Origin of the sequence: Dorea acetigenes, assembly GCF_025567385.1 — a bacterium.
GTDB lineage: Bacteria > Bacillota > Clostridia > Lachnospirales > Lachnospiraceae > Claveliimonas > Claveliimonas acetigenes.
Genome location: NZ_JAOQJU010000002.1, coordinates 86,783 through 104,669 on the forward strand (window position 1 = coordinate 86,783; position 17,887 = coordinate 104,669).

Annotated in this window: 16 protein-coding genes; all 16 read right to left on the reverse strand. The window is 42.9% G+C overall.

What is annotated here, in order from left to right; genetic code table 11:
- Window positions 1–89: 89 nt before the first annotated feature.
- Window positions 90–1,730 carry an NAD(P)/FAD-dependent oxidoreductase gene (locus tag OCV99_RS02840; RefSeq protein ID WP_158367967.1) on the reverse strand — a complete coding sequence of 547 codons (1,641 nt, stop codon included), beginning with the start codon at window positions 1,728–1,730 and terminating at the stop codon, window positions 90–92.
- Entirely contained in the window at window positions 1,717–2,988 is a 1,272-nt protein-coding gene (locus OCV99_RS02845; protein WP_158367969.1) for a BaiN/RdsA family NAD(P)/FAD-dependent oxidoreductase, read from the reverse strand. Before OCV99_RS02845 ends, OCV99_RS02840 begins: the two co-directional genes overlap by 14 nt.
- Window positions 2,985–4,271, reverse strand: coding sequence for a methionine gamma-lyase family protein (locus OCV99_RS02850; protein ID WP_158367971.1), 1,287 nt, complete (start codon window positions 4,269–4,271; stop codon window positions 2,985–2,987). The genes OCV99_RS02845 and OCV99_RS02850 overlap by 4 nt, the downstream gene beginning before the upstream one ends.
- The gene (gene miaA, locus OCV99_RS02855; RefSeq protein WP_158367973.1) at window positions 4,272–5,210 is read right to left on the reverse strand and encodes a tRNA (adenosine(37)-N6)-dimethylallyltransferase MiaA; all 939 of its coding nucleotides are present in this window, start codon (window positions 5,208–5,210) and stop codon (window positions 4,272–4,274) included.
- 12 nt (window positions 5,211–5,222) lie between these two features.
- Window positions 5,223–7,136 (reverse strand): DNA mismatch repair endonuclease MutL, encoded by a 1,914-nt coding sequence (mutL, locus tag OCV99_RS02860; RefSeq protein WP_158367975.1) that lies wholly within the window; start codon window positions 7,134–7,136, stop codon window positions 5,223–5,225.
- 2 nt (window positions 7,137–7,138) lie between these two features.
- Entirely contained in the window at window positions 7,139–9,784 is a 2,646-nt protein-coding gene (gene mutS / locus OCV99_RS02865) for a DNA mismatch repair protein MutS (RefSeq protein ID WP_331490622.1), read from the reverse strand.
- Window positions 9,785–9,862: 78 nt separating this feature from the next.
- Complete coding sequence (locus OCV99_RS02870; RefSeq protein ID WP_158367977.1) at window positions 9,863–10,279, reverse strand: putative ABC transporter permease; 417 nt, start codon at window positions 10,277–10,279, stop codon at window positions 9,863–9,865.
- 69 nt (window positions 10,280–10,348) lie between these two features.
- Window positions 10,349–11,791, reverse strand: coding sequence for a tRNA (N6-isopentenyl adenosine(37)-C2)-methylthiotransferase MiaB (gene miaB, locus OCV99_RS02875; RefSeq protein ID WP_158367979.1), 1,443 nt, complete (start codon window positions 11,789–11,791; stop codon window positions 10,349–10,351).
- Window positions 11,757–11,933, reverse strand: coding sequence for a DUF4250 domain-containing protein (locus OCV99_RS02880; RefSeq protein WP_158367981.1), 177 nt, complete (start codon window positions 11,931–11,933; stop codon window positions 11,757–11,759). The genes miaB and OCV99_RS02880 overlap by 35 nt, the downstream gene beginning before the upstream one ends.
- A gap of 3 nt (window positions 11,934–11,936) precedes the next feature.
- Window positions 11,937–12,158, reverse strand: coding sequence for a DUF896 domain-containing protein (locus tag OCV99_RS02885; RefSeq protein WP_158367983.1), 222 nt, complete (start codon window positions 12,156–12,158; stop codon window positions 11,937–11,939).
- 71 nt (window positions 12,159–12,229) lie between these two features.
- Window positions 12,230–12,592, reverse strand: coding sequence for a hypothetical protein (locus tag OCV99_RS02890; RefSeq protein WP_158367985.1), 363 nt, complete (start codon window positions 12,590–12,592; stop codon window positions 12,230–12,232).
- A 38-nt stretch (window positions 12,593–12,630) separates the two neighbouring features.
- The gene (locus OCV99_RS02895) at window positions 12,631–13,458 is read right to left on the reverse strand and encodes a pyridoxamine kinase (protein ID WP_158367987.1); all 828 of its coding nucleotides are present in this window, start codon (window positions 13,456–13,458) and stop codon (window positions 12,631–12,633) included.
- Window position 13,459: 1 nt separating this feature from the next.
- Window positions 13,460–15,124 carry a putative polysaccharide biosynthesis protein gene (locus tag OCV99_RS02900; protein WP_158367989.1) on the reverse strand — a complete coding sequence of 555 codons (1,665 nt, stop codon included), beginning with the start codon at window positions 15,122–15,124 and terminating at the stop codon, window positions 13,460–13,462.
- 17 nt (window positions 15,125–15,141) lie between these two features.
- Window positions 15,142–15,636: an rRNA maturation RNase YbeY gene (gene ybeY / locus OCV99_RS02905; protein WP_158368562.1), complete on the reverse strand. Its 495-nt coding sequence runs from the start codon at window positions 15,634–15,636 to the stop codon at window positions 15,142–15,144.
- Window position 15,637: 1 nt separating this feature from the next.
- Window positions 15,638–16,621, reverse strand: a complete 984-nt coding sequence (locus OCV99_RS02910; protein WP_158367991.1) for a PhoH family protein — start codon at window positions 16,619–16,621, stop codon at window positions 15,638–15,640.
- Window positions 16,608–17,882: a sporulation protein YqfD gene (locus OCV99_RS02915; RefSeq protein ID WP_158367993.1), complete on the reverse strand. Its 1,275-nt coding sequence runs from the start codon at window positions 17,880–17,882 to the stop codon at window positions 16,608–16,610. The genes OCV99_RS02910 and OCV99_RS02915 overlap by 14 nt, the downstream gene beginning before the upstream one ends.
- Between the last annotated feature and the right edge of the window lie 5 nt (window positions 17,883–17,887).

A 17,887-nucleotide genomic window follows, 5' to 3' on the forward strand; every position in this document is an offset into this window, starting at 1 on the left:
CCACAATGCATTTTCTCTTCTGAAAACTCAGTATATTTTACCATATTTCAAAAAGTGTGTATAGACTTATCCCATTAAAAATTTCTTAATCATTCGCGTGCCTTGTCGAATGGAAGGTATTTTTTGGCGATTGCTTCTGCAGTTTTTATCCCATCCATTGCAGCTGATGTAATTCCTCCCGCATACCCGGCACCTTCTCCGCAAGGGTAGATTCCCTTTACCGGGCTTTCCATCTGTGCATCTCTGTTTATACGTAAGGGAGATGACGTCCTGCTCTCCACACCGGAAAGAATCGTATCCTCTCCGGCATATCCCGGAATTTTTCTGTCAAAGGCAAGAATTCCCTGTTCAATGGAATCGCCGATTTCCCCGGGGAAAATATTTCTGACATTGGAAAGACGGTATTTGCCTTTTATCTGCGGGATCACTGTTCCCAGTTTTTCGGATGGCATGTTCCGTCTATAATCGCCAAAAGTCTGCACAGGTACACTGCCCTTTCCTTCACGGTATGCCGCTTCTTCTAATTTTCGCTGGAACGCCACACCGGCAAGCGGATGGCTGCCGCCATAATCCTCCGGAGTCACCGTTACAATAACAGCACTGTTGGCGTTACGTCCATCCCTTGCATGGTAACTCATCCCATTGACTGCCAATCTCTCCTGCTCGGAAGAAGCATTAACTACATAACCTCCCGGACACATACAGAAGGTATAGACACCTCTTCCATTTTCCAGTTTCGTCGTTAATTTATAAGAAGCTGCCGATAGAATATCCGGATGTTCCCTGCCATATTGCGACAGGTTAATCATGGCTTGTGGGTGTTCGACTCTTACACCAACCGCAAAAGATTTTGCCTGTACATCTATCCCACGCTCATAAAGCATCTGGAAAGTATCTCTTGCGCTGTGCCCCAGTGCAAGAACTGTAATATCAGTGGGGAGTATCCGTTCTTCTCCTGTCAGTGTATCCGTAAGAAGTAAGGATTCCAGTTGCTTGCTTCCGTCTGTATTGCGAGTGTGGATATCAGTCATTTTGGTATGGAAAAGCACTTCCCCGCCATTTTCCAAAATAGCATTCCTCATATTTCTGACTACATTTATCAGGACATCTGTCCCAATATGAGGTTTGTTTACGTATAGAATCTCTTTCGGCGCCCCATATTCTGCAAAAATCTCCATCACTTTCCGGCCGCGCCCATCGCTGTCTTTTACCAGTGTGTTTAATTTTCCATCGGAAAATGTACCGGCTCCGCCTTCGCCAAATTGTACGTTAGATTCGGTATTTAGTTTTCCTGTTTTCCAGAAAGCTTCCACATCCTTTAACCGTTCTTCTACCGGCATTCCCCGTTCAATAAGGATGGGACGGTAACCATTTTGTGCAAGGAAATATGTGCAGAACAGTCCTGCCGGACCGCTTCCGATTACAACAGGACGGTGTTGCAGAAATTTTCCATTCTTACATAACGGGAAATGCCAGGAGGTTCTTTGAACGGCAGACAGATTTTTATCATTGCATCTGCGTAGAATCTGTTTCTCTAAAGCTGCATTTATCTGCACGTCTACTGTATATACAAAAAATAAATCCGGTTTCTTTCTTGCGTCTATAGATTGTTTCTTAATTTGATAAGAAAGAAGCGTATCTTCTTTCAAATGGAGAATTTTTCTAATCTTTCTCTCCAGATCCGCTTCTGTGTGATGGATATTTAATTTCAACTGATTAATCTGAATCATAGGTCCTCCTGTCTGTACGATGAACACGCTCCGCAGCGGCATCTCTGCCTGCCAGGTATCCGGTGGCCCACGCCCATTGCAGGTTATATCCGCCGCAGATTCCGTCGATATCTAGTAATTCTCCCGTCAGATAAAAACCCGGCGTATATATGGATTCCAAAGTATCTGCCTTTACTTGTGCCGTCCGCACACCGCCGGCACAAACCTGCGCCTGTTCAAAGGAATTGGCGGCAATAATATGCACCGGAAATCCCTTACACGTCTTAACAAGTCTCTGAAAATCTGCTTCTGAAACCACTTCTGCTTTCATATGACATCCGATCCCGGCATACTCTAAGAATACCGGAATTAGTTTTTTATGAAAAACTCCGATAAGAAATTCCTCCATCACAGTATCCGTTTCCTTTCTTTTCCTTTCGGACAGATACAGAAGGAATTCCTTCTCACACATTGCAGGCAGGAAATCTATCCTGGCAGTGACCTCTTTTTTCTGATAGAGTCCCTTAGAAGCATATCTGCTAACCTGAAATACGGGAATCCCGGAAATCCCATAATTTGTCAGCTGCAATTCCCCGGTATCAGCTGCGGTTTCTCTGCCATCAAGATAAAGGGTTACCGTTGCTTCGGTGCGGATCCCTGCCAGCCTGGAAAAAATTTTCTCCGAGGCTCTGAGAGCGGTCAATGCAGGAACCACCGGCGAAAGCGAATGTCCCATAGCTTTTGCCAGTCCATAGCCGCTTCCGTCAGATCCCTGGGCAGACGCAGCTTTCCCTCCGGAAGCAAGAATCACCTTATCTGCATGATACACTTTTTCTCCTTTTTCTTTCTGTGAAGCCCGAATACGAAATTCCTTTTTTGTCTTTTCTACAGAGGTTACATGGGTATCTGTCTCCAGATGGACGTGGAGCCTTCTAAGTTCCATAAGCAGGATTTCCAGTACAGTGGAGGCCTGGTCAGTGCGCGGATACACATAATTCCCCCGTGTCTTTGTCAGAAGTCCCAGATCCCGAAAAAATTTCAGGGTATCTTCTGCATCAAAACGACGCAGCACTTTATCTACAATAGCAGTATCATCTCCCCGGAAACAGGACGCTTCCATATGGAGATTTGTCAAATTGCAGCGTCCGTTTCCGGTGGCCAGAATTTTTTTCCCAATCCGGTCTTTATGTTCGAGAATTGTTACAGCGGCACCTTTTCTTGCGGCGGCTATGGCAGCGGCTATGCCGGAAGCCCCTCCGCCGATAATATAGATTCTCATAAAGTTACAATCCCTTCTCTTACCAGATATTCCAGAGACATTAAAATTCCAAGCTTTGCATGCTGCCAGGTAAGTCCGCCCTGAAAATAGACTGCATAAGGAGGTTTTATCGGTCCGTCAGCGCTCAGTTCAATGGATGACCCTTGTACAAAGGCTCCGGCTGCCATGATTACATCGCTGTCATACCCCGGCATTGCCCATGGTTCCGGCGTAACATAAGAATCTACCGGAGCGGCAGCCTGGATGCCTTTACAAAAAGCAATTACACCTTCAGGTACGCCAAATTCTACCGCCTGAATGATGTCGTGACGGCTTTCTGATCCATTGGGGATTACACCAAAGCCCAGCCGTTCATAAATATTCGCAGCAAAAATGGCTCCCTTTAGTGCGCCTGCAGTAACTGTAGGCGCAAGAAAAAGCCCCTGGAAGAAAGTCTGCATAACTCCGAGAGAAGCGCCAACTTCCTTTCCAAGCCCTGGTGAGGTCAAACGGTATCCGCAGGCATCAATCAAATCCTCTCTTCCTGCAATATAACCGCCAATAGGCGCAAGACCGCCTCCCGGATTTTTGATCAGTGATCCAACTACCATGTCTGCTCCCACATCACTTGGTTCTATGGTCTCTACAAATTCACCATAACAATTATCCACCATACAAATTACATCCGGCTTAATCCCTTTTACAAAGGAAATCAGCTCTCCAATCTGTTTTACAGAAAAGCTCGGACGCGTCTGATAACCTTTTGACCGTTGAATGGTAACAATTTTGGTCCGATCATTGATCGCTTTTCTTATATTTTCATAATCAAAGCTCCCATCCGGAAACAATTCCACCTGAGAATATGTGATTCCATATTCAGCAAGGGAACCGCAGGACGGACGGATACCAATCACTTCCTCCAGCGTGTCATAAGGCTTGCCCACCGGTGAAAGAAGTTCATCTCCGGGACGTAGGTTGGCGCTTAAGGCAAGAGACAATGCATGCGTTCCACATGTAATCTGCGGTCTTACGAGGGCACTTTCGGTATGGAACACGTCGGCATATACTTTCTCAAGCGTATCCCTGCCGTAATCGCTGTATCCATATCCGCTGGCAAATTTAAAACAAGATTCATTCACTCTGTTTTTCTGCATGGCATGGATTACCTTCAATTGATTGTATTCTGCAATCTCGTCTATTTTTTCAAAGCGTTCTTTCAGACCGGATAATGCGTCCTGCCCAAAATCAAGCACACTTTTCCGGATTCCCATTTCCTGATACATTTCTTTTATTTCGTCTAACATTTATATGATTCCCTCCATATGCGAAAGCATTGCTTTCAGTATTTTCTCTTCATCATAAGCATAAGATGGCTTGTCAATCCAAAGAACCTGACGTTCCCGTTTAAACCAGGTAAGCTGCCGTTTAGCAAAATGCCTGGTGTCTCTTTTAATAGTATAGACAGCCTCCGTAAGCGTACATTCCCCGTCAAGATAGGAAAGAAGTTCTTTATAACCCAGCCCTTGCATGGACACCATATCTCGTGTATATCCCATAGCTTTCAAGCGTTTTACTTCATCTAAAAGTCCGGCATCCATCATCTGGTCTACACGTTGGTTAATGCGGGTATATAGATGCTGCCTTTCATCATTCAGCACAAAATAGCGAAATTCATAGGGAGATTCCTTTTGCCTTTCCCTTGCATTATGTTCTGATATTTTTTGGCCTGTCTGGTGATAAAATTCCAGCGCGCGGATGACACGCTTTACATTATTTGCATGAATTTCTTCGGCAGCCTGAGGGTCTTTTACAGCGAGCATTTGATGCAGCGCTTCAGCCCCGTGCTCGCGGCAATATCGTTCCAGTTCCTGCCGGTATCCGCTGTCTTCTTTATTTTCTGTAAAATCAATATCGTAAAGAAGTGCCTGAATGTAAAAGCCGGTTCCGCCTACTACAATGGGGATGTGTCCTTTCTTGTAAATCTGCTCCATCGCTTTTTTTGCCATCTGTTGAAATTTTACAACATGGAATTCTTCTTCCGGTAAAAGCTCATCCACCAGATAGTGAGGCACGCCCTCCATTTCTGCCGGGCAAATTTTAGCAGAACCAATATCCATGTATTTATAAATCTGCATAGAATCTGCAGAAATAATCTCACCGTTAATCGCCTGCGCAAGTCCGATAGATGCTTTGGTTTTCCCGACAGCAGTCGGCCCCGTCAAAATAATCAATGGCTGCTTCATAATATTTCCTTTCTATACAATCCTTTTGAATTTCTTCTCCAGTTCCCGTTTGGACATGGCAATGATTGTCGGTCTGCCATGAGGACAATGGTAAGGATTTTCCAGTTCCAGCAATTCTCCGATCAAAGTCTCAACCTCTGCGGCTGACAATTTCATATTCCCTTTTACAGCAGCTTTACAGGACATAGATGCTATCTTTTCGTCGATTAAATCCGGTGTGTTTTCCGTGGACAGCTCATCTGAGAGCGAATCCAGCATTTCCATAAGGAGATCCTTTTTGGCAATGCTAAACAGATTGTCGGGAACAGCACGGACGGCATAAGAATCCTGTCCGAATTCTTCGATTTCAAAACCAATCCTGGTAAACCGCTCCATATATTTATTCAGAAGTTCAGCTTCTTTCATAGAAAGCTCCAGAATAATCGGCGGGCTGATGAGTTGAGAAGTAAATTCTCTTTTCTTCATCCCGGCAAGTGTCTTCTCATACAGCACGCGTTCATGTGCAGCATGCTGATCAATGATATAAAGATTATCGTGAAATTCTACAATCCAATAAGTTTCAAATACCTGTCCGATAAGTTTGTATTCTGTGGCTGCCTTTTTCGTCAGAAGTTTCTCATCAAAGAAATTCAGCTGTTCACCTGACGGCACAGATGGAGTATTTTCCTCCAAATTAGCTTTTCGGTAATTTACTGCTTCTCTGATACGGTTTGTCTGCCGCTCCGGCTTGAAAATATCGTTCTTATTCTTTACTTCCGCGGCAGAGTTCTGTTCATGATAGGACAGAACCCGTTCACGCATCTTTTCCATAAAGTAGTCCAGATTTTTCTGCGCTGCAGGCTCCTTCTTTTTTACAGTTGTCCCAAAAGTAACCGTATCCTGTGGATTCCTTTCTGTCGGCGGTTTGGGCGGTTCGGGGATTTCTACATGCGGAATCAATTCTTCCTGATGCAAAGCTTTTCCAACTGCTTCACATACGCAATTATAAATCTGCTGTTGATTACTAAAACGAAGTTCCATCTTGGTCGGATGGACATTCACATCCACCGTTTCACCGTCGATCGACAAGTGGAGAACCGTAAACGGATATTTGTGCTGCATCGTAAAATCTTTATATGCGTCTTCAATTGCTTTTGATATGATATTGCTTTTCACATATCGCCCATTAATAAAATAATTTTCAAAATTACGGTTTCCACGGGAAATAATCGGTTCTCCGGCAAATCCGGTAATCCGTATTCCTCCGCTTTCATAGTCTACAGCAAGCAAATGCGACGCTATTTCACGGCCATATATATGATAAATCACATCTTTTAAATTTCCATTTCCTGAAGTATGTAATTTGGACTGTCCATTATTTATAAACTGAAAAGAAATTTCAGGGTGGGATAAGGCAAGACGTGTAATCAGGTCGCCCACATGGCTTGCTTCTGTCATTGCAGTTTTCAGGAATTTCCGGCGGGCAGGCGTATTGTAAAACAGCTGCCTTATCAAAAAGGTGGTACCATCAGGCGCTCCTGTTTCATCAATAGAAATTTCCTTTCCGCCCTCAATCCGGTAGGTTGTCCCAAACAATGAATCCGCCGGTTTGGTAATCAATTCCACCTGAGAAACCGCCGCAATACTGGATAACGCTTCTCCACGAAACCCAAGGGAAGAAATATGCGACAGGTCATCTACGGAGCGTATTTTACTGGTGGAATGACGTAAAAATGCATAAGGAACGTCTTCTTTATCCATCCCGCATCCATTATCGGTAATCCGGATAAAAGAGATCCCTCCTTCTTTAATCTCTGCGACCACTGCAGTTGCCTGGGCATCGATAGAATTTTCTACCAGTTCTTTTACAATCGATGCAGGCCTTTCAATCACTTCTCCTGCTGCAATCTTGTCAATTGTTACCTGGTCTAATACTTGTATTTTCATTGTTACCACCTGTTTTTCAATTTATTCTGAAGCTGATAAAGGGTGTTCAGTGCATCAATGGGAGTTAAATGGCTGATATCTAAATTTTTTAATTCTTCCAGTACATCGTCATCTTTCACCGTATCAAACAATGACATTTGTGCAAGATCCACATCATCATATTTTTTTGTTTTAACTGCTGCTTCATGTCCTCCTGCTGCAATATCCTTTATCCGCCCGGTGATATCAGCATTCAAAAGTTCTTCCGCAATCTCTTTCGCACGACTAATGACAGATTCGGGCACGCCTGCCAGCTTTGCTACCTGGATTCCATAGCTTTTATCCGCGCCTCCCTTTACAATTTTACGAAGGAATACGATATCATCTCCCTTTTCCTTTACCGCGATACAATAATTATTTACATTATCAATCTTACCTTCTAACTCTGTAAGTTCATGGTAGTGGGTGGCAAACAGTGTTTTAGCTCCCAGAAGCTTCGTATTACTGATGTGTTCAACAACCGCCCACGCAATGCTGAGACCATCAAAAGTACTGGTTCCTCTTCCGATTTCATCCAGAATCAGAAGACTATTTTTCGTAGCATTGCGAAGAATATTTGCGACTTCCGTCATCTCCACCATAAAAGTACTCTGACCGGAGGCAAGGTCATCCGATGCTCCTACACGGGTAAAAATTCGGTCTACAATCCCGATATTTGCTTCTGAAGCCGGTACGAAAGAACCAATTTGCGCCATCAATACGATCAGCGCTGTCTGCCGCATATAGGTGGATTTTCCTGCCATATTAGGGCCGGTAATAATGGCGATTCGTTTCTTTTTGTCATCCAGAAAAGTATCATTGGCAATAAACATATCGTTGGGAATCATTTTTTCCACTACCGGGTGACGGCCATCTTTGATTTCTATCTTCCCATTTTCATTGATTTTCGGCCGTATGTAATTATTTCGCTCTGCCACCAGTGCAAGGGAGGCGAGCACGTCAATATCGGCGATGGCTTTTGCCGTATTTTGTATCCGAACGACTTCACGTCCTACGATATCCCGAACTTCACAATACAGCTCATATTCAAGGGCATATAATTTGTCCTCCGCTCCCAATATAGTATCTTCCAATTCTTTGAGCCGGGGTGTAATATACCGCTCTGCATTAGCAAGTGTCTGTTTGCGGGTATAATAATCCGGAACAAGGTTTTTGTAAGAATTCGTGACTTCCAGATAATATCCAAACACCTTATTATACTTTACGCGAAGATTTTTAATCCCGGTTTTTTCCCGTTCTTCTGCCTCCAGATCCGCCAGCCAGTTTTTGCCTTCTGTTTTAGCGCTTCGCAGACGGTCTACCTCTTCATTATAACCATCGCGGATAATATCGCCTTCTTTCATCGCAAGAGGCGGTTCTTCACAAATTGCTGAAGAAATCAGTGTGCACAGGTCTTCTAATGTGTCCAGGTCTTCCCACAGCTTTTTAAGCAGCGGGCTTTGCATATCTTCCAATATGTATCTAATATGAGGAAGCATTGCAAGAGAGCTCTGAAAAGCAATCATATCTCTTGGATTAGCAGATTTATAAGTGATTTTTGTAACCAGACGTTCCAAATCGTAAACCGGAGACAGGTATTCTCTAATCTCTTCTCTGGAAATAGCGTTACTCTTCAATTCTTCAACTGCATCCAAGCGTCTTTCAATCGATTCTTTATGAATCAGCGGCTGTTCAATATACTTTCGCAAGGTTCGGGCGCCCATGGCCGTCTTTGTCTTATCAAGCACCCACAGAAGAGAGCCTCTTTTATTTTTTTCGCGTAATGTTTCTGTCAGTTCAAGATTCCGACGGGTAGAGCTATCCAGAAGCATGTATTTTCCTGTTGCATAAGGGGTCAGCCTGGTAAGGTGGGAAAGAGAATTCTTCTGTGTTTCTTCCAAATATATAAGGAGAGCGCCGGCACCGATGATTCCGCAGGAATAATCTGCAATGCCCAGACCTTCCATCGAACTGACATGGAAGTGTTCTTTTAACCTGCGGACGCATATAGCATCATCAAAATACCAGGACTCCAAAGAATAGATCGTGATTTTCAGCCGTTCCCGCAGATCATCAATATCCAGTCCGCTTATAAAAAAGGCTTCGTTACAAATAAGTTCCGAAGGCATGAATTTGCAGATTTCATCCAAAAGCTTACCGCTGCTGTCAAGTTCCGTCACAAAATAATCTCCTGTTGTAATATCTGCCACAGAGAGTCCATAGCGGTCGGCAATGTATACAACGCACATAATATAATTATTTTTCGTCTCATCCAGTGTCTGCATACTAAGGTTTGTACCCGGCGTGACAATACGCACCACTTCCCTTTTAACCAGCCCTTTTGCAGTCGCAGGATCTTCCATCTGTTCACAAATAGCTACTTTATATCCTTTTGATACGAGTTTATTTAAGTAAATGTCTACGGCATGATAAGGGACTCCACACATCGGAGCCCTCTCTTCCAAACCACAGTTTTTACCCGTTAAAGTAATTTCCAGCTCTCTGGACGCAGTCAGGGCGTCGTCAAAGAACATTTCATAAAAATCCCCTAATCTATAGAATAAGATGCAGTCGCTGTATTCCTTTTTGGTTTCCATATATTGCTGCATCATTGGTGTTAATTCAGCCACATCTATCTCCTCTTTCGTTTTTTCATTGTGCTCATTATATCATCTTTCTTTTCATAAAGAAAGATGAAAATATTCTGCTTACAGTATATGATAAGATGGTTTTTCTTCTCCAAAAAGCCAATAACTTAAATATCCGCTTATAAAGATTCCTACCAGACACAAGCCGGAAAATATTACGATGAACGGAAAGCAGATTTGTCCAAAAAGCTGTAAAGGAAGCCCACTGTAATCCCACACTTCCAGATGAAGCCATTTATTGACAATAATTCCGGTTATGAATTCCATCGCCGTTACAAAGATAATGCATCGCAGAACCTGCCTCCACAGTGGTTCCTTCCAATGCAACAGGGAACCCTGAATATAAAAAAACAAAAGACAGATCCCTCCCAGGACAAACATGGACCAATGAGAAAAGCCGCGGAAAAGAATCTCAAAAAAATAATAGATACAACCTCCCAATGCCCAGAAGAAAATATATTCACTCAATTTTTTCATAAAAAACGCCCTCGCTATGTGTTATACTACATAGTTTAGGCGTTATAGGCACAAATTATGGGTGGGATTTTAAACCATTGTCCCCAAATAGTAAAATCCTTTGCATTCATCCAGCCTTACATCTGCGAAACTGCCAATCAAACCGGCATCTCCCGGAAAATGTACCAGCAGATTATTACTGAGCCGTCCGGTAAGAAGTGTCTCATCATGATCATTAACAGATTCCACCAGCACGGTCTGCGTAGTTCCCTCATGAACAGCACAGACTTCGGAAGATATCTCCTGCACCCGCTTAAGAAGCCTGTCAAAGCGATCTTTTACAATTTCCTGGGGAACCTGCTCTTCCATAACTGCAGCCGGGGTCCCGGTTCTTTTAGAATAAATAAAAGTAAAGGCGCTGTCGTACCGGACTTTTTCTACAATGTCCATTGTTTCCAGAAAATCTTCCTCCGTTTCTCCCGGAAACCCAACAATAATATCCGTCGTCAAGGAAATATCCGGAACCGCCTCACGAATCTTTCTTACCAATTCCAGATATTGTTCTTTCGTATATCTGCGGTTCATTTTTTCAAGGATGCGGCTGCTTCCTGACTGTACCGGAAGGTGAAGATGCTTACAGATTTTTTTAGAATCTTTCATGACCTCAATCAGTTCATCTGACAGATCCTTCGGATGGGATGTCATGAACCGTATCCGTTCCAGCCCTTCGATTTTTTCCACTTCTTTTAAAAGCTCTGCAAAACTTATGGGTTCTTCTAACGTCTTGCCATAAGAATTGACATTTTGTCCAAGCAGCATGACCTCCACAACACCGTCTGCCACCAGGCGTTTTATCTCTGCTATAATTGCTTCTTTGTCACGGCTTCTCTCCCGTCCTCTCACATAAGGCACAATACAATAGCTGCAGAAATTATTGCATCCAAACATAATGTTGACACCGGATTTAAAGGGAAATTTCCTCTCGCTTGGCAGATTCTCCACTATTTTATCCGTATCTTTCCAAATATCAATTACCATCCGTTCTGATTCAAAACGGGTTGCAATCAATTCAGCAAATTTATAAATGTTATGTGTTCCAAAAATGATATCGACGAACCGATAACTTTTCTTTAATTTTTCTACAACCTCCGGCTCCTGCATCATGCATCCGCACAGGGCAATCATCATGTATGGCTTCCTGCGCTTAATGCGGTTCAACTGTCCCAGACGTCCATAGACGCGCATATTGGCATTTTCCCGGACGGTGCAGGTATTGTAGATTACAAAATCTGCCTTTTCTTCATTTGATTCCTCTGTATATCCGATCTGACGGAGGACACCGGTTAATTTTTCAGAATCTCGCGCATTCATCTGACAGCCAAAAGTGACAACGCAGAAAGTAAGCTGCCGTCCAAGCTTTTCCATTTGTTCTTTTACATATTTCTTCGCTTTTTCTATGTAATAATACTGTCTTTCCGGCTCTTCAAGGGGAGCTTCCTTAGATAAATTGATTTCTGGATTCATCGTATTCATAATCCATTCCTTTCAGTGTATTTATAATCCATTCTTTTTCTGCATCCATGTCTTCACACAGCGCGTCCAGAGAATCATAATAATCTCTGAGTTTTGTGTTAATTACGCTGAGAAGCAGCATGGGATCCTTTGGTAACTCCATATTTTAATTTCCCTTCTTATTTCCATATTTTTCGCCCAAATCTGTAATACTCCCGTCCGCTTCTTTAATAGAAATATTATTAAGCTGCCCCCGGAGATTTCTGCGGACTGCATCAATATACTCCCGGCGCAGCAGCTGCTGTTCTTTTTTCTCTGTATCTGTAAGCCCTTCGGCTTTTGATTTTCGGTATAATTCATTAATTCTTGTGATTTTCTCTTCATTCATTTTTTTTTTGTTCCTTTCTGTTTCAGACACGCTTTTATCTTACACCATCTGCTGATACCCGGCAATAGGCATTAACTGGAATAATTTTCAAGAAATCCATAAAGAGTCTGTATATCTTCCACATATTTTCCTGTTTCTATTTCTGTCTGTACAGAAACAGGAAGTTCATCCACCAATATATCTGTATATTCATAGATTGTTTTTTTATCACTTAAATATACGACAATATATCCGTTTATATCCACAAGATAATAGCCCTCTTCCTTAGAAGCCTCTCCTTCCGCAGCCACAGCCTGTTCTTGCTTAGTTTCTGTTTTCTGTTCCTCCAACGAACGCTCCTTCGCCTTTTCATAGCTGAAACGGTAAGCGCCGGAAATAAGAACCAGTGCCAGAATTGTAACCAGAAAAAAGCCAATACTATATTTTTTATTCATAAGGACAACTCCTTTTTTAGTACAGTATCGGCTTTTCTTTAAAATTTATACAGGCTTTTCAGCGTTTTTTCTATCATAAGCCCTTCTCGTTCAGGGTAATCGTAACGGCTGCTTTCCCGGATACAGCTGCAGACGAAGTTATGCGCTTCTTCTACACTCTGTAAAATGGTTTTTCCGTTGAGCAGTCCGGCTGTCACCATGCCGTCAAATACATCGCCTGTCCCATGGAATTCTCTCAGCATTTCCCGGTTTTCTAATATCGTAAGCTGTTCTTTTTGGAGAACGGCAATCCCTTTGCCGCCCATACCAGCCGGAATGCTGGTAATTATAATATCCTTCGCACCCAATTTCCTGAGGGAACAGCAAATTTCTTCTATGCTTTCTTTTTCATCGGTAAGGACAAATTCTTCTCCCAGAAGCAGATAACATTCTGTTAAATTCGGCAAAATCAAATCCGCATAGGGAAGCAGTGCCCTTACAGCGGTACCATAGGAGCTATCGAAATTACAATAATAGTTTCCGTGATCACCCATGATCGGATCCAGAACAACGGTTGTCCCCGGAAAAGCTTTCAGGAAATACTGCACGGCATCCACCAACTCCGGGCTTCCCAGATATCCTACAAAAATCATATCAAAGGTAACTTTCTGCTCCTGATAATGATCCGCACAACTGCGTATGTAATCTCCTGACACCTTATAAACAGCAGGTTTCCCATATCCGCCGGTATGGGTTGACAAAAGGATGGTAGGTATGGGACATACTTCGATTCCTTGCACTGTAAGCACAGGAAGCATATTCGTCAGCGCTGCTTTCCCCACTCCACACATGTCATGGAGAAGCGCTATTTTTTTTACTGGTTTCATATTATCTTCTTTCACCTCTAAGCAGATGCATTTTCCTGAGAACGTAGATTAAGACATCACCCTTCGGGATACTTCGCAGTTCATCTTCCGTCACTCCTCCCAGCAGAACCAAAATAATTCCATACAGAAGTACGGCAACAAGAATTGCGATAACGGTTGCGATTTTCTCCCCAATAAACAATTCACAAAGCAAATGAACCAAAAGCGCACCAAGCCCCATAATAATGGAAGCTATCGTAGGAATAACAAAAGTACGCCTCCTTTCCTGTATGTATCCGCAAGCTTCCCGAAGATCATGAGCATTCAGGACACAGATTGCCGCGGCAAAAATAATCTTGCTGACTACGATGGAATAAATGCTCCACTTAAATACAATCAGCATAATTAAAAGCGATACAATATGAATAACCAGCGAAATCGCCGCGTTCTTCACCGGCTTTGCCATCTGATCCATTCCCTGAAGTGCGGCATTCGTAACCGTAGACAAGCAGAAAAAGACGACAGAAATACCACCTATTCTAAGCAGCATGGCCGGGATTTCATTGTCCTGTGTATAGAATAAAAGGTCAAGAATCGGCCTTGCCAGGAAAATGAATCCTGCAGCACAGGGGATTGCTATCAGCATATTAAACCGCGACACCATGTCAATCTTATTATGTATCTGTCTGCGTTTCCCCGTCTGAATTGTCGCAACAAGGCTCGGGATAAATGAAGAAGCCAGCGCACTTGCCATACTAAGTGGAATATTTGTCATCGTATCGTACTGACCATTGAACATACCGAGAAGCGCTGTGTACTCTTCTTCCGCATATCCTTGTGCTGCCATAATATTAGAAAAAATAGCCTGGTCAAGAAGGTTACTGATATTATACACAGTCGCACTTAAAATAACCGGAGCGATAGTTAAGAATAATATTTTATAAATATACTTACGGCTTTCCAGTTTCTTCGTCCTATCACGCCGCATCTGCTTTTTCAGCGTTCCTCGGTACACACCAAATACAAATACCAGGAATAAAAGCGCCGTCAACGCCCCCATAACCGTTCCCAGGGTACCGCCTGCAGCGGCAAATGCAGCCTTGTAATTGTCATTTCCGTTGGACTGCGCCACCGTTTTTCCAAGATTCAAAAGCAAATAAGCTCCCGTCACACTGACAATTGCATTTACAATCTGCTCTAAAATTTGTGAAAATGCGGTGGGAATCATCGTCCCATATCCCTGGAAGAAACCTCTGAGCACGCCCAGAATAGCAACGATTAAGATACAGGGAGCAAGTACGCGCAAAGCATATACGCTTAAATCCATCTTCAGGATATTAGTTGAAATAATGCCCGCTCCGAAAAATACGATTGCCGCAACGATACCGCCCGCCAAAACAGCAAATGTCATTGCTCCTTTCAATACCCGGTAAGCATTCTTATACTGCCCCGTCGAAACCCGGGCAGATACCAGCTTAGACACGGCCATCGGAAGGCTGTAAGAAGTAAGCATCAGCGCCAGGCTGTACACCTGGAATACAACTCCGTAGTACCCATTTCCCTTTGCTCCCATAATATTGGTAAGCGGGATGCGGTAGGCAAGACCAATTAGTTTGGTGATAATCGCAGCCACACCAAGAATTGTACCTTGCATAATAAAATTCGTTCCTTTTTTTCTCTCCGACATATAAAATACTCCATCCGTTATCGCATAATCTGTAAATGTTCCAGTATTTCTCTCTGTTTTGCTTCCATAATCTGACGTTCTTCATCTTCCATATGGTCATATCCAATTAAGTGTAACACAGAATGGATAATTAAAAAAGCATATTCTCTTCTGACAGAATGTCCGTAAGCGGCCGCCTGTTCCAATACTTTTTCTTTAGAAATCACAATATCGCCAAGCAGAAGTTCGCCGGACTCCGGATGAAAGCAATCTTGCGTTTCTTCAAGAAATGCAAATTCTCCCGGAACCGGGTACTGAACCATAGGGAAGGAAAGCACATCCGTTGGGCGGTCTATTCCTCTAAATTCCCGGTTCATTTCATGGATTTGTTCATTCGTTGTCAAAAGCAGGCTCACTTCTGCCTCGTATGGGCAGCCGATGTAATTTAATGTATCTTCAATAATCTGCCTGGCAAATGATTCACACTCCAGAGGGAGCCTGCCTTCCCCTTCTTCTTCAAAATAAAGAGTCATCTTATTTTTTCCTCCGGTTCTTTCCTGGTTTTTTTGTCTCATATTCTTCATATGCTTTTACAATCCTCTGTACCAGCGGATGTCTTACAACATCTCTGCTGGTTAGGTTGCAAATGCTGATATCTTCAATATTTCTTACTACCTTAACCGCCACATCCAGACCTGAAATCTGATTGCCCGGAAGGTCTTTTTGCGTGGCATCTCCGGTAATGACAACTTTAGAGCCAAAACCAATTCTTGTTAAAAACATCTTCATCTGCGCCGGAGTCGTATTTTGTGCTTCATCCAGTATAATAAATGCATTATCCAGTGTCCGCCCTCTCATATAAGCAAGAGGCGCCACCTCAATCAGTCCCTTTTCAGAATTCTTAAGAAAGCTTTCTGCCCCCATAATCTGATATAACGCATCGTAGAGAGGACGGAGATAGGGATCAATTTTACTCTGCAGGTCTCCGGGCAGGAATCCCAGCTTCTCTCCGGCTTCTATCGCGGGTCTGGTAAGAATAATCCTTCCCACTTCATTATTTTTAAAAGCTGTGATTGCCATCGCCATTGCCAGATACGTCTTTCCGGTTCCGGCAGGTCCTAAGCCGAATACAATCATTTGTTTCCGGATTGCGTCTACATATTTCTTCTGTCCCAGTGTCTTAGGTTTAATGGGCTTCCCCTGCAGGGTATGACAGATAATGTCCTGGTCTATCTCAAGCACCTTTTCTTCACTGCCTTCCATGGCAAGCGACAAAGTATAATCAACATTCTGCTCCCTGATATCGTTTCCCCGTTTGGCAAGTTCTATCAATTGCTTCAGCACGCTCTCCGCCTTTGCCGTCCTGGAAGATTCACCGAGGATTTTCACCGTATCTCCGCGAGCAATCAAAGTAACGTGAAGTGTTCTTTCTATTTTCTTTGCAAATGCATCAAATTGACCAAATACCACGCTCTGGTACTCGGCCGGGATATCTACCGTTATTTCATTCATTCCCATCGTCTGTATCTGTCCTTTCTGTCCCGTCTTCCCCGGTGGTTTCAGGCAAAGGGATTTCTTCCGTTGGCAATTTACCGCCGATATCTGTAAGAATGGTTAATGTTCCCTTTGCCGATGCAAAATCGCGCTCTGTGTATATTTTAACATTATTCTGCAGAATTTCTACCCCCTTTTTTTTCATATCTGCACAATATCTAGAAAACTTTTCACTAAGTATATCCTGAATTTCTTCTTTTCCATAACTTTTTTCTACAGGTTGATAGGGGATGATGGTACGTGTTCCATAAGAAAACGGAAGCAAAAAGTTTTTTCCTATCTGAAGGGCAGTCTCCTCGGTCCATATTTCGAAGGTTTCATAAGGATTTTTATATGCTCCAAAACCAATGATATAATGGCCGGCTCTTATGAAGTAAAATTCTTTTTTAATATTTTCATACTTTTTTGCTGTATAAGTAAGGTTCTGTCTTTCTTCATAAACTATGGAAGTCTGACCGCGGATATCTGCGTCGGATTTCAAATAATGATATCCCGTAACTTCTCCGCTGTCATTTAAAATTTCTACTCGTCCCGAGACAAGGATATCTCCTTTTTTAACGCTGTCTCCCACATGAACCATCGGGGTTCCGCTCCTTGTAATCATTTCTGTAATGACACAATCCCTGTCTGCTACGATATCTTCCCCCTGTTCCTGTATAGCAGAATCACTTTCTTCATTTTTATAGGAATCCTCGTTTTCCTTAATCTGTACAAACAATCTTGTACCCTTTACGGAAGCCGACGCCCACACAATATCGTTATACTCTTTTCGGAGTGCCTTTACAATACCGGCACAATCAATCTCCGACTTTTTCATTCCATGTGTAATGTCTCGTGATTCCAAAAAGGTAAGAATTGTATCATCACTATATCGAATGTTGCCGCTTATGTCAATATTCCATATAAACAGTGAAAGAAGATAAACGAGGAAAACACATCCTGCCGCACCGGAAAAAAAAAGCTTGCGTTTCCGGTATCTGTGTAAAAAAAAAGGAAGCCCGAACCGTTCTGTTATGATAACCTTCGTCCCGGTCTTCTTTATAATTGGCTTTAATTTATGAAATCCTTTGATAGTTATGTACATATCATAAGCCCCTTGATCGGCTGTAAGATTCCAAATATAAATCCCTCTGTGACTGCAGGCATTTAAAAATCTTTCCGGTGAATATCCTGCCACGCGGATTCTCAGATAGCCTTTCAAATATCGGATGAGTGATGTTAACAATGAAA